This is a genomic window from Pseudomonas sp. G7(2022), assembly GCF_052660475.1.
Window position 1 is genome coordinate 4,610,531 of sequence record NZ_CP109659.1, and the last position, 15,815, is coordinate 4,626,345.

The 15,815-nt window shown below is 61.3% G+C and carries 13 protein-coding genes, 4 tRNA genes and 1 pseudogene; 5 read left to right on the top strand and 13 right to left on the bottom strand.

The window, feature by feature from the left end; all coding sequences use genetic code 11:
- Nucleotides 1–42 precede the first annotated feature (42 nt).
- From NE357_RS20975 to NE357_RS20990, 4 genes are all read right to left on the bottom strand, one after another.
- A tRNA-Gly gene (locus tag NE357_RS20975) sits at nt 43–118 on the bottom strand.
- A 3-nt stretch (nt 119–121) separates the two neighbouring features.
- Nucleotides 122–197: transfer RNA gene (locus NE357_RS20980), tRNA-Glu, on the bottom strand.
- A 104-nt stretch (nt 198–301) separates the two neighbouring features.
- A tRNA-Gly gene (locus tag NE357_RS20985) sits at nt 302–377 on the bottom strand.
- A 2-nt stretch (nt 378–379) separates the two neighbouring features.
- Nucleotides 380–455: transfer RNA gene (locus tag NE357_RS20990), tRNA-Glu, on the bottom strand.
- Between the two features lie 387 nt (nt 456–842).
- Between NE357_RS20990 and NE357_RS20995 the strand changes: the two genes are divergently transcribed.
- Nucleotides 843–1,601 carry a hypothetical protein gene (locus NE357_RS20995; RefSeq protein WP_169431457.1) on the top strand — a complete coding sequence of 253 codons (759 nt, stop codon included), beginning with the start codon at nt 843–845 and terminating at the stop codon, nt 1,599–1,601.
- A gap of 582 nt (nt 1,602–2,183) precedes the next feature.
- On the opposite strand, the gene NE357_RS21000 is transcribed toward NE357_RS20995, so the two are convergent.
- From NE357_RS21000 to NE357_RS21015, 4 genes and pseudogenes are all read right to left on the bottom strand, one after another.
- Nucleotides 2,184–3,065, bottom strand: a complete 882-nt coding sequence (locus NE357_RS21000) for a methyl-accepting chemotaxis protein (protein WP_423815183.1) — start codon at nt 3,063–3,065, stop codon at nt 2,184–2,186.
- A gap of 27 nt (nt 3,066–3,092) precedes the next feature.
- A pseudogene (locus NE357_RS21005) lies at nt 3,093–4,145 on the bottom strand (methyl-accepting chemotaxis protein); the annotation flags it as partial.
- 108 nt (nt 4,146–4,253) lie between these two features.
- Nucleotides 4,254–5,654, bottom strand: coding sequence for an aminotransferase-like domain-containing protein (locus NE357_RS21010; RefSeq protein ID WP_169431459.1), 1,401 nt, complete (start codon nt 5,652–5,654; stop codon nt 4,254–4,256).
- A 195-nt stretch (nt 5,655–5,849) separates the two neighbouring features.
- Complete coding sequence (locus NE357_RS21015; RefSeq protein ID WP_085710959.1) at nt 5,850–6,611, bottom strand: SDR family oxidoreductase; 762 nt, start codon at nt 6,609–6,611, stop codon at nt 5,850–5,852.
- A gap of 228 nt (nt 6,612–6,839) precedes the next feature.
- Here NE357_RS21015 and NE357_RS21020 point away from each other — a divergent pair, with 228 nt between their 5' ends.
- Nucleotides 6,840–7,844 (top strand): NADP-dependent oxidoreductase, encoded by a 1,005-nt coding sequence (locus NE357_RS21020; RefSeq protein ID WP_169431460.1) that lies wholly within the window; start codon nt 6,840–6,842, stop codon nt 7,842–7,844.
- A gap of 52 nt (nt 7,845–7,896) precedes the next feature.
- On the opposite strand, the gene pyrF is transcribed toward NE357_RS21020, so the two are convergent.
- Nucleotides 7,897–8,595, bottom strand: coding sequence for an orotidine-5'-phosphate decarboxylase (gene pyrF / locus NE357_RS21025; RefSeq protein WP_065258867.1), 699 nt, complete (start codon nt 8,593–8,595; stop codon nt 7,897–7,899).
- A 295-nt stretch (nt 8,596–8,890) separates the two neighbouring features.
- Here pyrF and NE357_RS21030 point away from each other — a divergent pair, with 295 nt between their 5' ends.
- The 3 genes from NE357_RS21030 to xopAW all read left to right on the top strand — a co-directional run bounded on the left by NE357_RS21030 (nt 8,891) and on the right by xopAW (nt 11,450).
- Nucleotides 8,891–9,640: a response regulator gene (locus NE357_RS21030; RefSeq protein ID WP_169431461.1), complete on the top strand. Its 750-nt coding sequence runs from the start codon at nt 8,891–8,893 to the stop codon at nt 9,638–9,640.
- Complete coding sequence (locus NE357_RS21035) at nt 9,640–10,689, top strand: sensor histidine kinase (RefSeq protein WP_169431462.1); 1,050 nt, start codon at nt 9,640–9,642, stop codon at nt 10,687–10,689. The genes NE357_RS21030 and NE357_RS21035 overlap by 1 nt, the downstream gene beginning before the upstream one ends.
- 110 nt (nt 10,690–10,799) lie before the next feature.
- A complete protein-coding gene (gene xopAW, locus NE357_RS21040; protein WP_169431463.1) occupies nt 10,800–11,450 on the top strand; it encodes an EF-hand domain-containing protein in 651 nt (216 codons plus the stop codon).
- Between the two features lie 619 nt (nt 11,451–12,069).
- On the opposite strand, the gene NE357_RS21045 is transcribed toward xopAW, so the two are convergent.
- The 4 genes from NE357_RS21045 to NE357_RS21060 all read right to left on the bottom strand — a co-directional run bounded on the left by NE357_RS21045 (nt 12,070) and on the right by NE357_RS21060 (nt 15,783).
- Nucleotides 12,070–13,122: an AI-2E family transporter gene (locus NE357_RS21045; protein ID WP_169431464.1), complete on the bottom strand. Its 1,053-nt coding sequence runs from the start codon at nt 13,120–13,122 to the stop codon at nt 12,070–12,072.
- 69 nt (nt 13,123–13,191) lie between these two features.
- Entirely contained in the window at nt 13,192–13,998 is an 807-nt protein-coding gene (locus NE357_RS21050; RefSeq protein ID WP_169431465.1) for a DUF4892 domain-containing protein, read from the bottom strand.
- A 127-nt stretch (nt 13,999–14,125) separates the two neighbouring features.
- A complete protein-coding gene (locus NE357_RS21055) occupies nt 14,126–14,980 on the bottom strand; it encodes an alpha/beta hydrolase (protein ID WP_169431466.1) in 855 nt (284 codons plus the stop codon).
- Nucleotides 14,977–15,783: an alpha/beta fold hydrolase gene (locus tag NE357_RS21060; RefSeq protein WP_169431467.1), complete on the bottom strand. Its 807-nt coding sequence runs from the start codon at nt 15,781–15,783 to the stop codon at nt 14,977–14,979. The genes NE357_RS21055 and NE357_RS21060 overlap by 4 nt, the downstream gene beginning before the upstream one ends.
- Between the last annotated feature and the right edge of the window lie 32 nt (nt 15,784–15,815).

Below are 15,815 nucleotides of genomic sequence, written 5' to 3' on the forward strand. Positions count from 1 at the left end.
TAATAAAAACGCCGCTCTTTGCAAAGCGGCGCTTTTTGAATTTGGAGCGGGAAACGAGACTCGAACTCGCGACCCCGACCTTGGCAAGGTCGTGCTCTACCAACTGAGCTATTCCCGCAAATGGCGTCCCCTAGGGGACTCGAACCCCTGTTACCGCCGTGAAAGGGCGGTGTCCTAGGCCACTAGACGAAGGGGACACGCTACCCGGAACACATGGTGTGTGTTTCGGTGTCCAGATCCGCATCCGAAGACTTGGTTCTGGTTTCACTCAGCACCGCCCGAAAGCACTGCCGTTTAAAATTGGAGCGGGAAACGAGACTCGAACTCGCGACCCCGACCTTGGCAAGGTCGTGCTCTACCAACTGAGCTATTCCCGCATTGGCGTCCCCTAGGGGACTCGAACCCCTGTTACCGCCGTGAAAGGGCGGTGTCCTAGGCCACTAGACGAAGGGGACACACTACAACATTCACTCCCTGCCGCGTTTCGCTGTGAGCTTTACGCTGCAAGTGGCGCGCATTCTATGGATGGATTGGAAGGTCGTCAACCCCCTGATATAAATTTATTTAAATCAATGACTTCGAACCGCTTTGCAGGCCGAATCGGACTTTTCCGCTGCCCGACGATTGACGCCTATATTCCGACACTCGCCAAGGCGCTATAGTCCACGGCACAGGTGATGGCAATCTGCACCCCAAGGGCCAGCATTTATATAAGCAGGCCTGCGGCCGATACAGATGAAGCTTCGCTGATCCAACCCGTCGAGCGGCGCTAGGCTCCTATATGCCAAGCCACTACACTCGCACGTGAACCCTATAAAGAGGTCTTACCGGTGACACCACTCATGATCACCCTGCTAGTCATAGCCGGGATTGCAATCTTGATCGCCATTGGCTACATGAACCATGTGGTGGAAAACACCAAACTGGAGAAGGCCCGCACCAAGGTCGAACTCAACGACCGCCTGCGCCGTTGTGGCGAGCTGACCGAAACCTTCCCCGGCCAGTTCATGACCCCGGCCCTCAAGCTTTTGATGACCCGCCTGGAACTGAACGTCTGCCAGCGCCTGCTGAACCTGGAAAAAACCAGCGCTACCGTCAAGGCCCGCATCACCGAACTGAGCGCTCTGGTCGCCCAGGGCGAATCGATCCCGGTCAACAACCCGCCGGCGCCGATCCAGACCGAAGCCAAGGCCAAGGACGTCCGCTTCCTGCTCGAAGCCCTGCACGGCCAGATCACCCGCGCCGCCCAGGACGGTTTCCTGCCACCGAACGAAGCCAAGCACTGGATTCGCGAAGTCCGCCATATCCTGGTGCTGCTGCACATCGAGTTCTTCAACAACCTCGGCCAGCACGCCCTGCAACAAAACCAGCCAGGCCAGGCCCGCCTTGCCTTCGAACGCGGCGTGCAGTACCTGCGCAAACAGCAGGACCCGCAGATCTACGCCGAACAACTGCAATACCTGGAAAAACTGCTGGTCCGCGCCAACGCGCAGGTCATGGACAAGATTGCCCCGGTCGAAGGCGAAGAAAACCAACTGACTGCCGGCCTCAAAGATGTCGAGGCTGATGCGGACTGGAAGAAGAAAGTGATTTACGACTGAGTGCAGATGTTGAGAGAAGCCACCGAGAGGTGGCTTTTTTATTGGCCGCTGGAAAGATCCAAATCAAAAGCGCCCTCACCCTAACCCTCTCCCGGAGGGAGAGGGGACTGACCGAGGTGTTTGGGAGAGGTACGCCGACGTGAGATACCGAGTCGAACTCGGTTTTTGAAACGCATGCAACTCGACTCCTGCTTTGGCTTTAGCTTTGGCTTTCACCACTCAACACGATGAGCGTTAGCTCGAGTACCGCTTTTGACGTGCCGGCCCCATCGGAAGGCTGAGTGGAGGGATTTATCCGGGGGTGGGAGCGCAGCGACCGTGCGGCGAAGCCGCATGCATCGAGAGGAGGTGCAGCGAAGCAAACCGTAGGCGATGCCCCCGGATGAATCCCGGAACGAAGGAACGCCGAGCCAAAGCGAGGTGCCGAACGCCGGGGCCCAGACCTTTGGTTCCTTTGGGGCGTTTGCCAAAGGGACTCGCCGTAAGGGCGAAACCGTCAGCCGCAGCACCCGAAGCAACGGATATTCACACCAAACAACCAGCAACCTGGTCGGCCCAAAGGCCGCCAAGGTCAAATCCAAATCAAAGCCGAAAGTGCCCCACCATCCCCTTGAGCTCACTCCCCAACTGCGCCAGCTCAACACTCGAAGCCGCATTCCCGCGCATCGCAATCGACGACTGATCCGCACTCGCCCGAATACTGGTCACACTGCGATTGATCTCCTCGGCCACCGAACTCTGCTCCTCGGCCGCCGCCGCAATTTGCTGGTTCATCTGCTGAATCAACGAAACCGCCGCCGCAATACTCCCCAGCGCACTTTCGGTCTGCAGCGCATCGCTCACCGCCAGCTTCACCAGCTCGCCACTGCTCTGGATCTGCTGCACCGACGAATGGGCTGCCGAACGCAAGGCACTGACCAGCCGCTCAATCTCTTCGGTCGACTGCTGCGTACGCCGTGCCAGCGCCCGTACCTCGTCGGCAACCACCGCAAACCCCCTGCCCTGCTCGCCCGCCCGCGCCGCTTCAATCGCAGCGTTGAGTGCCAGCAGATTGGTCTGTTCGGCGACGCTCTTGATCACTTCGAGCACCGTGCCGATGTTCTGGATTTCCGCACTCAGGCTTTCGATGCTCGAGCTGGCCGACGTCGCCGAATCCGCCAACTGCTCGATCCGCGCCATGCTCTGACGCACCACCTGCTGACCGCTCTCGACCTTGCCGTCGGCGGTCTGCGCCGCAAGCGCCGCTTCCTCGGCATTGCGTGCCACGTCGTGGACGGTGGCGGTCATCTGGTTCATGGCCGTGGCGACCTGCTCGGTCTCCTCTTTCTGGCTGCTGACTTCGAGGTTGGTCTGCTCGGTCACAGCCGACAGCGATTGGGCCGAGCTGGCCAACTGCTCAATGCCCGCCTGCAACCCGCTGACAATGCGGCTCAGGCCCGCGCCCATCTGCTGCATGGACAGCATCAATTGACCGATTTCGTCACGACGGGTGACTTCCACCGTCGCACTCAAGTCGCCGTCAGCAATCCGCTGAGCGACCCGCATCACGCTGCGCAACGGCGCGACGATCAGCCGGGTGATCAACCAGGCCGCAATCAGCCCGACCAGCAGCGCCAGCGCCGACGAGCCGATGATCAGCACCGAGTTCTTTTTCAACTCGGCCTGCATCGCGACATCTTGGGCGACATACGCCTGATCGACTCGCTCCACCACCTGCGCAGCACGCTGGTGCAATTGTTCGGACACGGTTTTTTCTTGAGCGAGCAGTCCGGTGTACTCGGCGAGCTTGTCATTGAAACCGGCGATGTGGCCTGACACCTCATTGAGGACCGTCAGATAGCCCTCATCCTTGACCGTGGATTTCAACTGTTCGGCTTGCGTCTGGGCCTGGGCGGCCTGTTCGATATTGCCCTTGGCGCTGTCGTCGCCCTTGCGGCTCTGATCCAGGCGCACCCGGGCTTCATTCATGGCCTGGAGCATCAGACGCGAAACCTGGCTGACCTGGCTGGCCTGCTCGATGAACTGCGCCCCATCCTTGCCTTCGCTGTCTTTCAGGGTATAGGCGCCATCATCGGCGAGCCCGGCCTGCAGGACGTCAAGGTTGTTGGCGACGCTGGAAACCGACCAACTGGCCATTTCCAGCGCCAGATCCTTGGCCTGGGTCAGCGAAACAAATTCATCGAACGCCTTGCGGTACGCGCCCAACGACTGCTGGACGTCGTTCATGCCCGATTCATTGCCCGGCGACAAAGCCTTGAGTTGGTCGGCCATGGCGATCAGGCCATCCACACCTTCATGCAGGGCATCGACCGTTTTCGGGTTGCCGTGCAGGGCGTAGTCCCGCTCCAGCAAGCGCACATTGAGCAGACCGCTATTGAGCGAGGACATCTGCTTGAGCCCGCCGAAGCGCTGGCTGATGGTTTGCAGGGACCAGACGCCAATGGCCGCCACCAGCGCGGTCAAAAGCAAAACCAGCACAAACCCGATACCCAGTTTTTTCGCCATACCGAGGTTGGCAAAACGTCCTTGCACGGCCGAAATCATTGCGCGTAGTCCTCTGCCAAAGTCTGTTGCCGAAGAGTCGCAATGGCCATGAACCAGCACAAGACTCTGGCGTCGGAATAATGGCAAAAAGCTAGGTCCGCGTCGTTTTCAGAACACTTGAGGTCGATCCACGACTGTACTGCGAAAGAACTGCCGTGCCCTCGGATCACAGGCATAGGCGATATTGATCCGCTGCCAGTCGCAGGCTTCGCCACCGGGCCTGAACGATGCTCCGCAGGACAATTGCACGCCAAAGTGCAAGGCCTGCCTGCGCAAGTGCTCTTCATTTGCCAACGGCGAACGGGCCCAGATGAACAGGCCGCCCGTCGGCTTGCCGAACACTTCCCAATCGGCATCCTCCAGCGCCTGAAGGGCTGCGGCACGATCGGTATTGAGCCGCTGACGCTGGCGCTGCACCAGCTTGCGATAGGCGCCACTGGCCAGCAGCGTTGCCAGTACTGCCTCGCTGAACCTCGAGGTGCCCATGCAACTGATCATCTTGACCCGTGCCAGTTGCTCGATCACCTCGAAACCGGCCAGCACGAAGCCTACCCGTAACGAGCTGCTGAGTGTCTTGGAAAAACTGCCGACATAGATCACCCGCCCTTCATCGTCCAGCGCCGCCAGTCGCGTGCCGCTGCCATTGTGCAGATCGGCAAAGACGTCATCTTCGATCAGCCGCAGGTCGTAGGTTTTGCTCAATTGCAGAATGCGACGCGCGACCGCCGGCGTCAGACAACTTCCGGTGGGATTGTGGTGATGACTGTTGATGAACATCGCCGCCGGCCGGAATTGCCGCAGCAGAATCTCGAGCGCTTCGATGTCCGGCCCGCCGGGTGTGCGGCTGACCTCCAGCATGCGCACGCCGTGCAGCCGCAGGAGATCGAACAGCGGTGCGTAGCCCGGTGTCTCGACCACCACACAATCGCCGGCCCGAAACAGGGTCCGCACGATCAGGTCAAGCGCGTGGCTGGCACCGGTCGTGGTCAGCACGCGATCGTCATCAGCCTTGATTTCCAGCAACCCGAGGCGTTTGACGATTTGTTCGCGCAACGCGGGGAGCCCCAGGGGCGTGTTGTAGTTGAACAGACTGAACATGTCGGCGCGGGCCACCTGACGGATCGCGTAGCTGAGATCGTCAGGTTCTCGCCAGCTCTGCGGCAAGACACCATCACCCAGTTTCAGGCCTGCACGCCATTGCGGATCCGTATCACAGCCGCGGTGTTCGCCCGCGAAAGCCGGACTGTCAAAGGCCTTGCAACACACTGGCAACGCGCTTGCGACCATGAAACCGGCACCCTGCCGTGAGGCGAGAACGCCCTGCGCTACCAGACGCTCGCAGGCTTCCACGACATTCGACTGGCTGAGCAGATTCGATCGCGCGATTTGCCGTACTGAAGGCAGGCGCGTCGTCGGCGGTACCTGACCCCGCACGATCCACTCGGTCAATCCATCAACAATCTGCTGTACGACCGGCACCATTGCCTGTCGGTCAATTCTCAATTCCATGAGTGGCCAAACTCCTGTCCGTTTTACTCGCGGCAGTAAATCACAGCCGCGTCGGTCAGGCTGTGCGACAACGCCGTCAAAAGCCACCGTTCTAACCATTTGAAACACAATGTTTATCAATCACATGGAGCCGGGCGCAGGCGAAAAAAAACCCGCGAGCGGGCGGGTCTTTTTCCTGCAACAACGGATGCCTTTTCAGAACGCGGTCACACCCCCGTCCACGGCCAGTGAATGGCCGGTGGTGAACGCTGCACCATCGCTGCACAGGTACAGCACGGCACTGGCGATTTCCTCGACCTTGCCGATACGGCCGACGGGGTGCATGGCGTTGGCGAATTCGCCTTTCTTCGGGTCGGCCTCATAGGCGCGACGGAACATGTCGGTATCGATCACTGCCGGGCATACGGCGTTGACGCGGATTTTCTTCTTGGCATATTCGATAGCAGCCGATTTGGTCAGGCCGATCACCGCATGCTTGGAGGCGGCGTAGATGCTCATCTTCGGCGCAGCGCCCAGTCCGGCCACCGACGCGGTGTTGACGATCGCCCCGCCACCCTGGGCCAGCAGCAACGGCAACTGGTACTTCATGCACAGCCATACGCCTTTGACGTTGACGCCCATGATTGCGTCGAACTCATCCATCGAGCCCTCGGCCAGCTTGCCTTTCTCGATTTCGATGCCGGCGTTGTTGAAGGCATAGTCGAGACGGCCGTAGGTCTTGATCACCTCGTCCATCAGATTTTTCACTTCGCTCTCGACGGTCACATTACAACGCACGAAGGTCGCTTCCCCTCCGGCTGTACGAATCAGCGCCACGGTGCCCTCGCCCCCGGCCGCATCCAGATCGGCCACCACCACTTTCAGACCTTCGGCGGCGAAAGCCTGGGCCGTCGCGCGGCCGATGCCGTTGGCCGCGCCGGTGACGACGGCTACCTGACCGGAAAACGTCATGCTCATTGTTATGTCCTCGAATGCGGGGGAATTGATGAAGGCAGCATAGCCACAGGGGCCTGAGTGACGTCAGCACTATCAAAAGGCCGGTTAGCCTTTCATGAATCGCAGTGATGAAACCCCGCAGGGGACTATCACCGTACTGGATCAACCTGCATTCGCCCCGTGAGCCAACCTTGCGGCATCGTCCATGAAGGTCTATCAACAAGGCTTCATTCAATTCGAGTGCCTGTCATGACCAACCAGACCAATCGCCAGTTCCTGCTCGCCAAACGCCCGGTAGGCGCCGCCACCCGCGAGACCTTCACCTATCAGGAAGTACCGGTCGGCGAGCCGGCGGCGGGGCAGATTCTGGTCAAGAACGAATACCTGTCCCTCGATCCGGCCATGCGCGGCTGGATGAACGAAGGCAAATCCTACATCCCGCCGGTGGGTCTGGGTGAAGTCATGCGCGCGCTGGGCGTAGGCAAAGTCATCGCGTCAAACAATCCGGGGTTCGCGGTCGGGGACTACGTCAACGGTGCCCTGGGCGTGCAGGATTATTTCCTCGGTGAGCCAAGAGGTTTCTACAAGGTCGATCCGAAACTGGCACCGCTGCCGGTTTATCTGTCCGCACTGGGCATGACCGGCATGACAGCCTACTTCGCCCTGCTCGATGTCGGCGCACCGAAGGCCGGCGACACCGTGGTGTTGTCCGGCGCTGCGGGCGCGGTCGGCAGCATTGCCGGGCAGATTGCCAAGATCAAAGGTTGCCGGGTGATCGGCATCGCCGGCGGCGCAGACAAGTGCAAGTTCCTGATTGATGAACTGGGTTTTGACGGCGCCATCGACTACAAGAGCGAAGACGTACTCGCCGGACTCAAGCGCGAATGCCCGAAAGGCGTGGACGTGTATTTCGACAACGTCGGCGGCGACATCCTCGACGCCGTACTCAGTCGTATCAACCTGAAAGCACGCGTGGTGATCTGCGGCGCCATCAGCCAGTACAACAACAAGGAAGCGGTCAAAGGCCCGGCCAACTACCTGTCGCTGCTGGTCAACCGCGCGCGGATGGAAGGTTTCGTGGTGATGGATTACGCCGCGCAGTACGCCAGCGCCGCCCAGGAAATGGCCGGGTGGATGGCCAAAGGTCAGCTCAAGAGCAAGGAAGACATCGTCGAAGGCCTGGAAACCTTTCCGGAAACCCTGGGCAAACTGTTCAGCGGAGAGAACTTCGGCAAGCTGGTATTGAAAGTCTGAAAACAAGGAAGGGAGCCATCGGGCTCCCTTCCTTGATGCTTCAGCTGTTCGCTCAGGCCAGTTCGGCAACCACCGAGGCCAGCGCCTTGGCCGGATCCGCCGCCTGGCTGATCGGACGGCCGATCACCAGATAGTCGGAACCGGCATCCAGCGCCTGACGCGGGGTCAGGATGCGACGCTGGTCGTCCTGGGCGCTGCCGGCCGGACGAATCCCCGGGGTCACCAGTTGCAGCGACGGGTGTGCGGTTTTCAGCGCAGTGGCTTCCAGCGCCGAGCACACCAGACCGTCCATCCCGGCCTTCTCGGCCAGTGCCGCCAGACGCAGCACCTGCTCCTGCGGCTCGATGTCCAGACCGATACCCGCCAGATCCTCACGCTCCATGCTGGTCAGCACGGTCACGCCGATCAGCAGGGGTTGCGGGCCGCTGCGCTTGTCCAGCTCTTCACGGCAGGCCGCCATCATGCGCAGGCCGCCGGAGCAGTGAACGTTGACCATCCACACCCCCATCTCGGCAGCGGCCTTGACCGCCATCGCGGTGGTGTTGGGAATGTCGTGGAATTTCAGGTCGAGAAACACTTCAAAACCCTTGTCACGCAGGGTGCCGACGATTTCCGAGGCACAGCTGGTGAACAGTTCCTTGCCCACTTTGACCCGGCACAGTTTCGGGTCCAACTGGTCGGCCAGCTTCAGTGCGGCGTCACGGGTGGGGAAATCCAGGGCGACGATGATAGGAGTCTGGCAGGCGGACATGGATGGGCTCTCAGGCAAGTCGAAATCGGCGCGCATTGTAGCGGAACCGGCGGCGGCGCGGCACCCGATGATCGGTAAATCGTCGCGCCGGACGTGATCAGCATAGCCTTGCCGGGTATTGTGTCGAAGCCGATACACAACCGACACGCCGACAACATGCGTCCGCGCTAGCCTCGCCAGCCGCAACATGTCCTTACAGCAGCCCTTCCCGCCTCACGGCCGGACGCCTATGCTGAAACCACAACCTCGCAGCCTATCTTTGTGGTTGGCGGCCTACTGGCAGATGAACAGCCTCATGCACAATTCCCAAGCCTCCGTGAATGAAGAGCAGAAAGACGACAAGCGCTGGAGCATCCGGGCCCTGATCGTCGACGATGACGTGCCGATCCGCGAACTGATGATCGACTACCTGGCGCGTTTCAACATTCACGCCAGCGGCGTCACCGACGGCGCAGCCATGCGCCAGGCGATGCAGGCCGAACATTTCGACGTGGTGGTACTCGACCTGATGCTGCCCGGCGAAGACGGCCTGTCGCTGTGCCGCTGGCTGCGCGCAGAGTCTGACATCCCGATCCTGATGCTCACTGCGCGCTGCGAACCGACCGACCGCATCATCGGCCTGGAACTCGGCGCCGATGACTATATGGCCAAACCGTTCGAACCCCGCGAGCTGGTGGCGCGGATCCAGACGATCCTGCGTCGGGTGCGCGACGACCGCACCGAACAGCGTGCGAACATTCGCTTCGACAACTGGCGCCTGAACAGCGTCCTGCGCCAGTTGATCGCCGACGATGGTCTGGTGGTGCCGCTGTCCAACGCCGAATTCCGCCTGCTCTGGGTGTTCATCGAACGTCCGCGCCGGGTGCTCAGCCGCGAACAACTGCTGGACGCCGCCCGTGGCCGTTCGATCGAAGCCTTCGACCGCAGCATCGACCTGCTGGTCTCGCGCCTGCGGCAAAAACTCGGCGACGACCCGAAAGCCCCCCAACTGATCAAGACCGTACGCGGTGAAGGTTACCTGTTCGACGCACGGGACATCGGCTGATGCGGGCGCGCTTCGACACGCTGTTCGGCCGCCTGTTTGGCGTGCTGTTCGTGGCGATCGTCCTGGCGCACCTGTTGGCCTTCGCCTGGTTCCACCATTACGGCCCGCCTCCGCCCCCTCCGCCGCCGGAATTTTCCCAAGGCGTCGAAGGACAACGTCCGACACCAGATCCGCGCTTCTCCCATCGACCGCCGCGCCCCTGGTTCGGCGGGCCGCTGGTGCCACTGACCTTTCAGTTCATCTCACTGATGATCGCTGCGTGGTACGGCGCCAAACTCTTGAGCCGGCCGATCCAGCGTCTGAGCGACGCCGCCGAACGCCTCAGCGAAAACCTCGACAGCCCGCCGCTGGATGAATCAGGCCCGCGAGAAGCCCGACAGGCCGCTCACACCTTCAACCTGATGCAACAGCGGATTCGCGAACAGGTTCAGCAACGCGCACGAATGCTCGGCGCCGTCTCCCACGACCTGCGCACGCCACTGTCGCGGCTGAAACTGCGCCTGGAAAAGATCGACGACGACAAGCTCCAGGGCCAGATGCGTCAGGACCTGAACGACATGATCGGCATGCTCGACGCCACCCTCACCTACCTGCACGAACAGCGCACCAGCGAAGCGCTGCAGATGATGGACGTGCAGGCGCTGGTCGAATCACTGTGCGAAAACGCCCAGGATCAAGGCGCCGACGTACAGGTCAGCGGCCACTGCGCGCCCTTGCAGGTGCAGCCGATGGCACTGCGCTCGTGCATCAACAACCTGATGGACAACGCCCTGCGCTACGCCGGCCAAGCTCACATCGAACTGCAGGATCAGCGCGAACACCTGCTGATCCGCGTCATCGACCACGGCCCGGGCATCGCTGCGGACAAGCGTGAAGCGGTGTTCGAACCGTTCTTCCGCCTGGAAGGCTCGCGCAACCGCAACTCCGGCGGCGTGGGCCTGGGCATGACCATCGCCCGGGAAGCCGCGCAACGCCAGGGCGGACAACTGAACCTCGAAGACACCCCCGGCGGCGGCCTCACCGCCGTAATTCGCCTGCCCCGCCACTGAAGCCGACTGTGTACCGCCCGGTACAAAATCCACATACCCACGACACCTCCCGCCTTGACGCTGCATAAGCCGGTACACAAACCGGTTTTCCAGCCCAAGGAGAGAGCCCGATGATCGGTAGCGTGAGCAACTACACGAGCTACACCAGCACCAGCAGCACCACCACGCAAAACGCCCGCAGCCAGCAACTGCAAAAAGAACTGTTCGCCAAACTCGACAGCAACGGCGACAGCGCGGTGGATCAGGACGAACTGAGCAGCGCCCTGTCGCAAAAATCCAATGACGGTTTGCTGGTCAACCTGAGCAAACAATTCGGCGACCTGGACAGCGACAGCAACGGCAGCCTCAGCGCCGAAGAAATGGCCGCCATGGCCCCACCGCCACCACCCGACCACAACCAGGCCCCCAATACCGACCTGGCCGACGCCCTGATCAAAGCCCTCGACACCGACGGCGACGGCGCCATCAGCGGCGACGAACTGAGCAGCGCGTTGCAGGCCAGCGAAAGCACCTCGTCCTCCAGCAGCGATAGCAGTGCGGCGCTGCTCAAGGTACTGGATAGCGACAGCAGTGGTGGCGTGAGCAGTGACGAGTTGAAGGTGGCGTTACAGGCGGGGCGCCAGCGTCCGGGCGATGAACAGACTGCCAGTACTACTCAAACCACGACCGAAGCACTGAACCGGATGATTGCCAATCTGAGCAAGCAGTATTCGCTCGGTGGAACGGCGTCGGTGGGCAAGTATTTGAATGTGGCGACTTGAAGTAATGCGGTGAAGTGATCGCTGGGCGATCAGAGCTTGCCAGGTTAGTCGTTTGCCTTCGTTTTGCGGGGTGTCAATGAAAGCCACCCCCCACCCTAGCCCTCTCCCATAGGGAGAGGGGACTGACCGAGTTGTTTGGGAGAGGTACGCCGACGTGACATACCGAGGTGAACTCGGGTCTTTAAAAGCACACATCCCGCACCGGCCTCCTCTACCTCTACCTCTACCTCTGCTTCTGCCTTGGCTTTGGCTTCCCACCACTCAACACGATGAGCGTTAGCTCAAGTACCGCTTTTGACGTACCGGCCCCGTTGAGAGGCTGAGTGGAGGGATTTATCCGGGGGTGGGCGCGAAGCGCCGTTTGGCGAAGCCAAACACATCGAGAGGAGGTGCAGCGAAGCAAACCGTAGGCGATGCCCCCGGATGAATCCCGGAGCGAAGGGACGCCGAGCCACAGCGAGGCGCCGAACGTTGGGGCCAAGCCTTTTGGTTCCTTTTTGGCGTCTGAAAAAGGGACTCGCCGTAAGGGCGAAACCGCCAGCCGCAACACCCGAAGAAACGGATATTCACCCAAAACAACCCAAAGCCTGGCCGGCCCGAAGGCCGCCAAGGCTAACCTTCAACGCCGATCCTCAACCCGAGCCTGACTCTTGCTCCAATCCGTCAACAAACTATAAGCAACCGCCAAAAGCGTAGGCCCGATAAACAACCCGATAAACCCAAACGCAATCAACCCGCCAAACACCCCGAGCAACACAATCACCAGCGGCAGATTCCCGCCACGGCTGATCAGATACGGCTTGAGCACGTTATCCACACCACTGATGATGAACGTCCCCCAGATTCCGAGAAATACCGCCATCCCGTACTCGCCCTTCCAGGCCAGCCAGGCCGTGGCCGGAATCCACACCAGCGGCGGCCCCATCGGAATCAGACTGAGCAGGAACGTCACGATCCCCAGCACTAAAGCCCCCGGCACCCCGGCAATCAAGAAACCGATCAGCGCCAGCACCGCTTGCGCCGCCGCCGTACCGATCACCCCGTTGACCACCCGCTGCACCGTACCGGCCACCAACTCGATGTAATACCCGGCACGATCACCGATCAAGCGCTCCAGCAGACCGTGCACGAACGCCGCCAGCCGCGGCCCGTCACGGTAGAAAAAGAACACGAAGACAATGCTCAGGGTCAGCTCGAGAATCCCGCCGCCGATCTGCGCACTGCGCGCCAGCAGCCAGTTGCCGACCTGCCCCAGATAAGGCTTGAGCGATACCATCAGCGCCGCCCCCTGCTGATCGACGCTGTTCCAGAACCCGACCAGCCGCTCCCCCACCAGCGGAATCGTGCCGAGCCAGGCCGGCGCCTCCGGCAGGCCATCAACCTGCACATCCTTGATGAACACTGTGGCATCGCGCACGTGATCGGCCAGGTTGAACCCCAGCCATACCAGCGGTGCCGCCACCAGCAACATCCAGCCCAGGGTCAGGATGCCTGCCGCCAGTGATTCGCGGCCACCGAGCCAGCGCGTCAGCAGAAGCATCAACGGCCAACTGGCGAACGCCAGCACCGCGCCCCAGAACAGCGCCGACCAGAACGGCGCCATCACCCAGAAACTGGCACCGAACAACACCAGCAACAGGATCTGCACCAGCAGACGATCATTATTGGGCATGTGAAATCTCGAAAAAGTCAGTCAGGCAAAGAGTAGGCGAACACGCCGGGCGTGTCCGCCAGAGACACCTTATCGCAACAGATCGATGCGCAGGCCGGCACCTTCGACATTGCCGGTCTCCATGCGTGCCGCGCGCACACCCTGCGCGATCAGCGCCTGACGCCAGGCTTCGGCTTTGAGCCCGGAAACCGTCACCCGCAAAGTGGTGTCGAGGTTCAGGCCACGAGACAGCAGACGCAGCCAGGTGTCATCCGGATCACCGGCCAGTTTCGGCAATTTCAGCTCACCGGTGTCTTTCAACTGGCGCAACAGGGTCGCGGATGTCGGCAGCAGCTCACCCAACGGCGTGGCGGCCTCGAATTGCTCGACGTGCAGATAGGCTTTGCGATTGCCGCGAGTGATGCTGTACAGCGCCACCAGCGTGTTGTCGCGAGGTGCCGCCAGCCTCAGCAGCAGATAGGCCTGCTGCTCGTCGGCGCCGTACAGCTTGGCATTGCCGAATACCTCGTTGGCCCACAGGCTGCTTTCGCCGCAATCCCTGGCCTGACACCAGAACAACAGTTCAGCGTCCTGTTTTTGCAGGGCCTCGCGGGCGACGGTGAAGGCTTCGTTGGCGGAGTGTTCGGGTGGCAGTTCGTAGGTGACCGAGGTGGTCTGCCCCCGGGCGCCGACCTGACCGTCGAAACGCAACTGGCCGCTGATCTTGCGGATCGAGCCCATCGGGTAGATCCGCTCCAGCGTCGCGGCCGGGCGATAGTCAACGATCTGCGCATCGGCCAGACGCGGCACGATCGGCAGATCCTGACTGCCCGGCAGGTCGGCAGCGAGCAACACGGGACTGAAACAGCACAGCGCCAGCAGACTGAAAGATCGCATGGACAGGCTCATCGGATCGGCATGGCCGGAGCGTCTTTCTGGCTATTCGGGTTCGCAGCGGTGTAGAAATCCATTGTGGTTGTCTCCCATTTCAACCCGCCCAGCCTCGACAGTTGCCCGGGGCAAGTCAAGGAATGGCGAAGAACCGATTGAAACAGTCTGCGACAAGGACCGCACCCGACTCGTCGTTCAGGTGCAAATGGTGCCCGCCGGGCAGCTGTTCCCGGCTAAAGGGTAGACGTTCCAGCAGCTCTGGATGCTTGGCCAGCATGCCGTCGGCCGCCACCACCAATTGTGCAGGACAGGCGATCCGCTGGATGAAGGCCATCGCCTGCTCCTGGGTCAGACGCAATGGCGATGGCAGGGTCAGCCGGCTGTCGGTGCGCCAGGTGTAACCGCCGGGCACTGGCATCAGGCCTCGTTGCGCCAGCAGTTCGGCGGCCTCCCGGCTGACCGCCACCAGGCCTTTCATGCGCACTTCGATGGCCCGGTCGAGGGTGGCGTAGACCGGTTTGCGTTTTTCTCGCAAATCAAGCTGCGCCTGCAGGGCCATGCCCATGCGTTCGGCGGCGTTTTCGCCTTTATCCGTGGGAGGAATCACCCCGTCGATCAATGCCAGATGGGTGATGCGCTCCGGCAACGACCCCGCCAGCACCAGTGAAACTATCGCCCCCAGCGAATGGCCGAGCAGGCCGAAGCGCTTCCAGCCCAATTGTTCGGCCACTTGCAGCACGTCATAGGCGTAGTCCCACAACGCGTAACCTGCGCCGACCGGACGATGCCCCGAATGACCGTGGCCGGCCATGTCCAGCGCAACAATGCGCAAGCCTTCAAGTTTGGGCGCAAGGCGGGCGAAGCTGTTGGCATTGTCCAGCCAGCCGTGCAGGGCGATCACCGGCAACCCGTCTTCCGGGCCGAAAATATGCGCCGCCAGTTCGATATGCGGCAGGCTCAGGCGCACTTCCTCGACCACAGGGCTCATGCACAATCCTTTTGCTGGCGGTTTTCCCAGCGACTGAACAGTTTTTTCAGCAGCTGCGCGGTGTCCTGCGGACGTTCAAGGGGAAACATGTGACCGCCCGGCACTGTGAGCGACTCGCCCTGAGGCAGACGGCCGACGAACCGGGTGTGATGGTTCATCACCACACGACTCTTGTGCCCGCGCACCACCGCCAGCGGCACCTTAAGCTGCCGGGTACGCCCGGGACTGGTGTGCGGCACGCCTCGATAGATGCTGATCTCGGTGGCCGGATCGAAGCGCAGGCGCAACTTGTCACCGACCTTGTGCAAACCGTGTTGCAGGTAGGCGTCGAAGCACTCGGGATCGAAGCCGCGGAACAGGGTCTTGCCGGCAAAGTAGCTGCGGGCACTGTCAAGGTCGGCGAACTCTTCACGCCGCCCCAGGGTGCGACCGGCCGGGGTGAGTTTGTCGATGAAACCAAAGCGTTTGGCAGCGCGGATCACCCATTGATCGGTGCGGGTCAGCACTGGCGAATCGAGCATCACCACCCCGCGATACAGCTCCGGGCAACGCAGTGCGGCGTGCAGATGCAGCATCCCGCCGAAGGAATGGCCAACGCCCCACACCGGCTCCTCCTGCTGCTGCAGGTGATGAATCAGCTCGTCGACCAGGTGGTACCAGTTGTCACCCGCCGGGAAACGCGGATCGTGGGCATGTTGCTCCAGATGCGTCACCCGGAACTCGGGCGCCAGCGCCGAGAACAGCTTGCCGTAGGTGCCCGACGGGAAACCGTTGGCATGAGCGAAAAAGATCGGTTGCGACATACCGGTAAATCCATGAGCGGTAAACAGGCGTT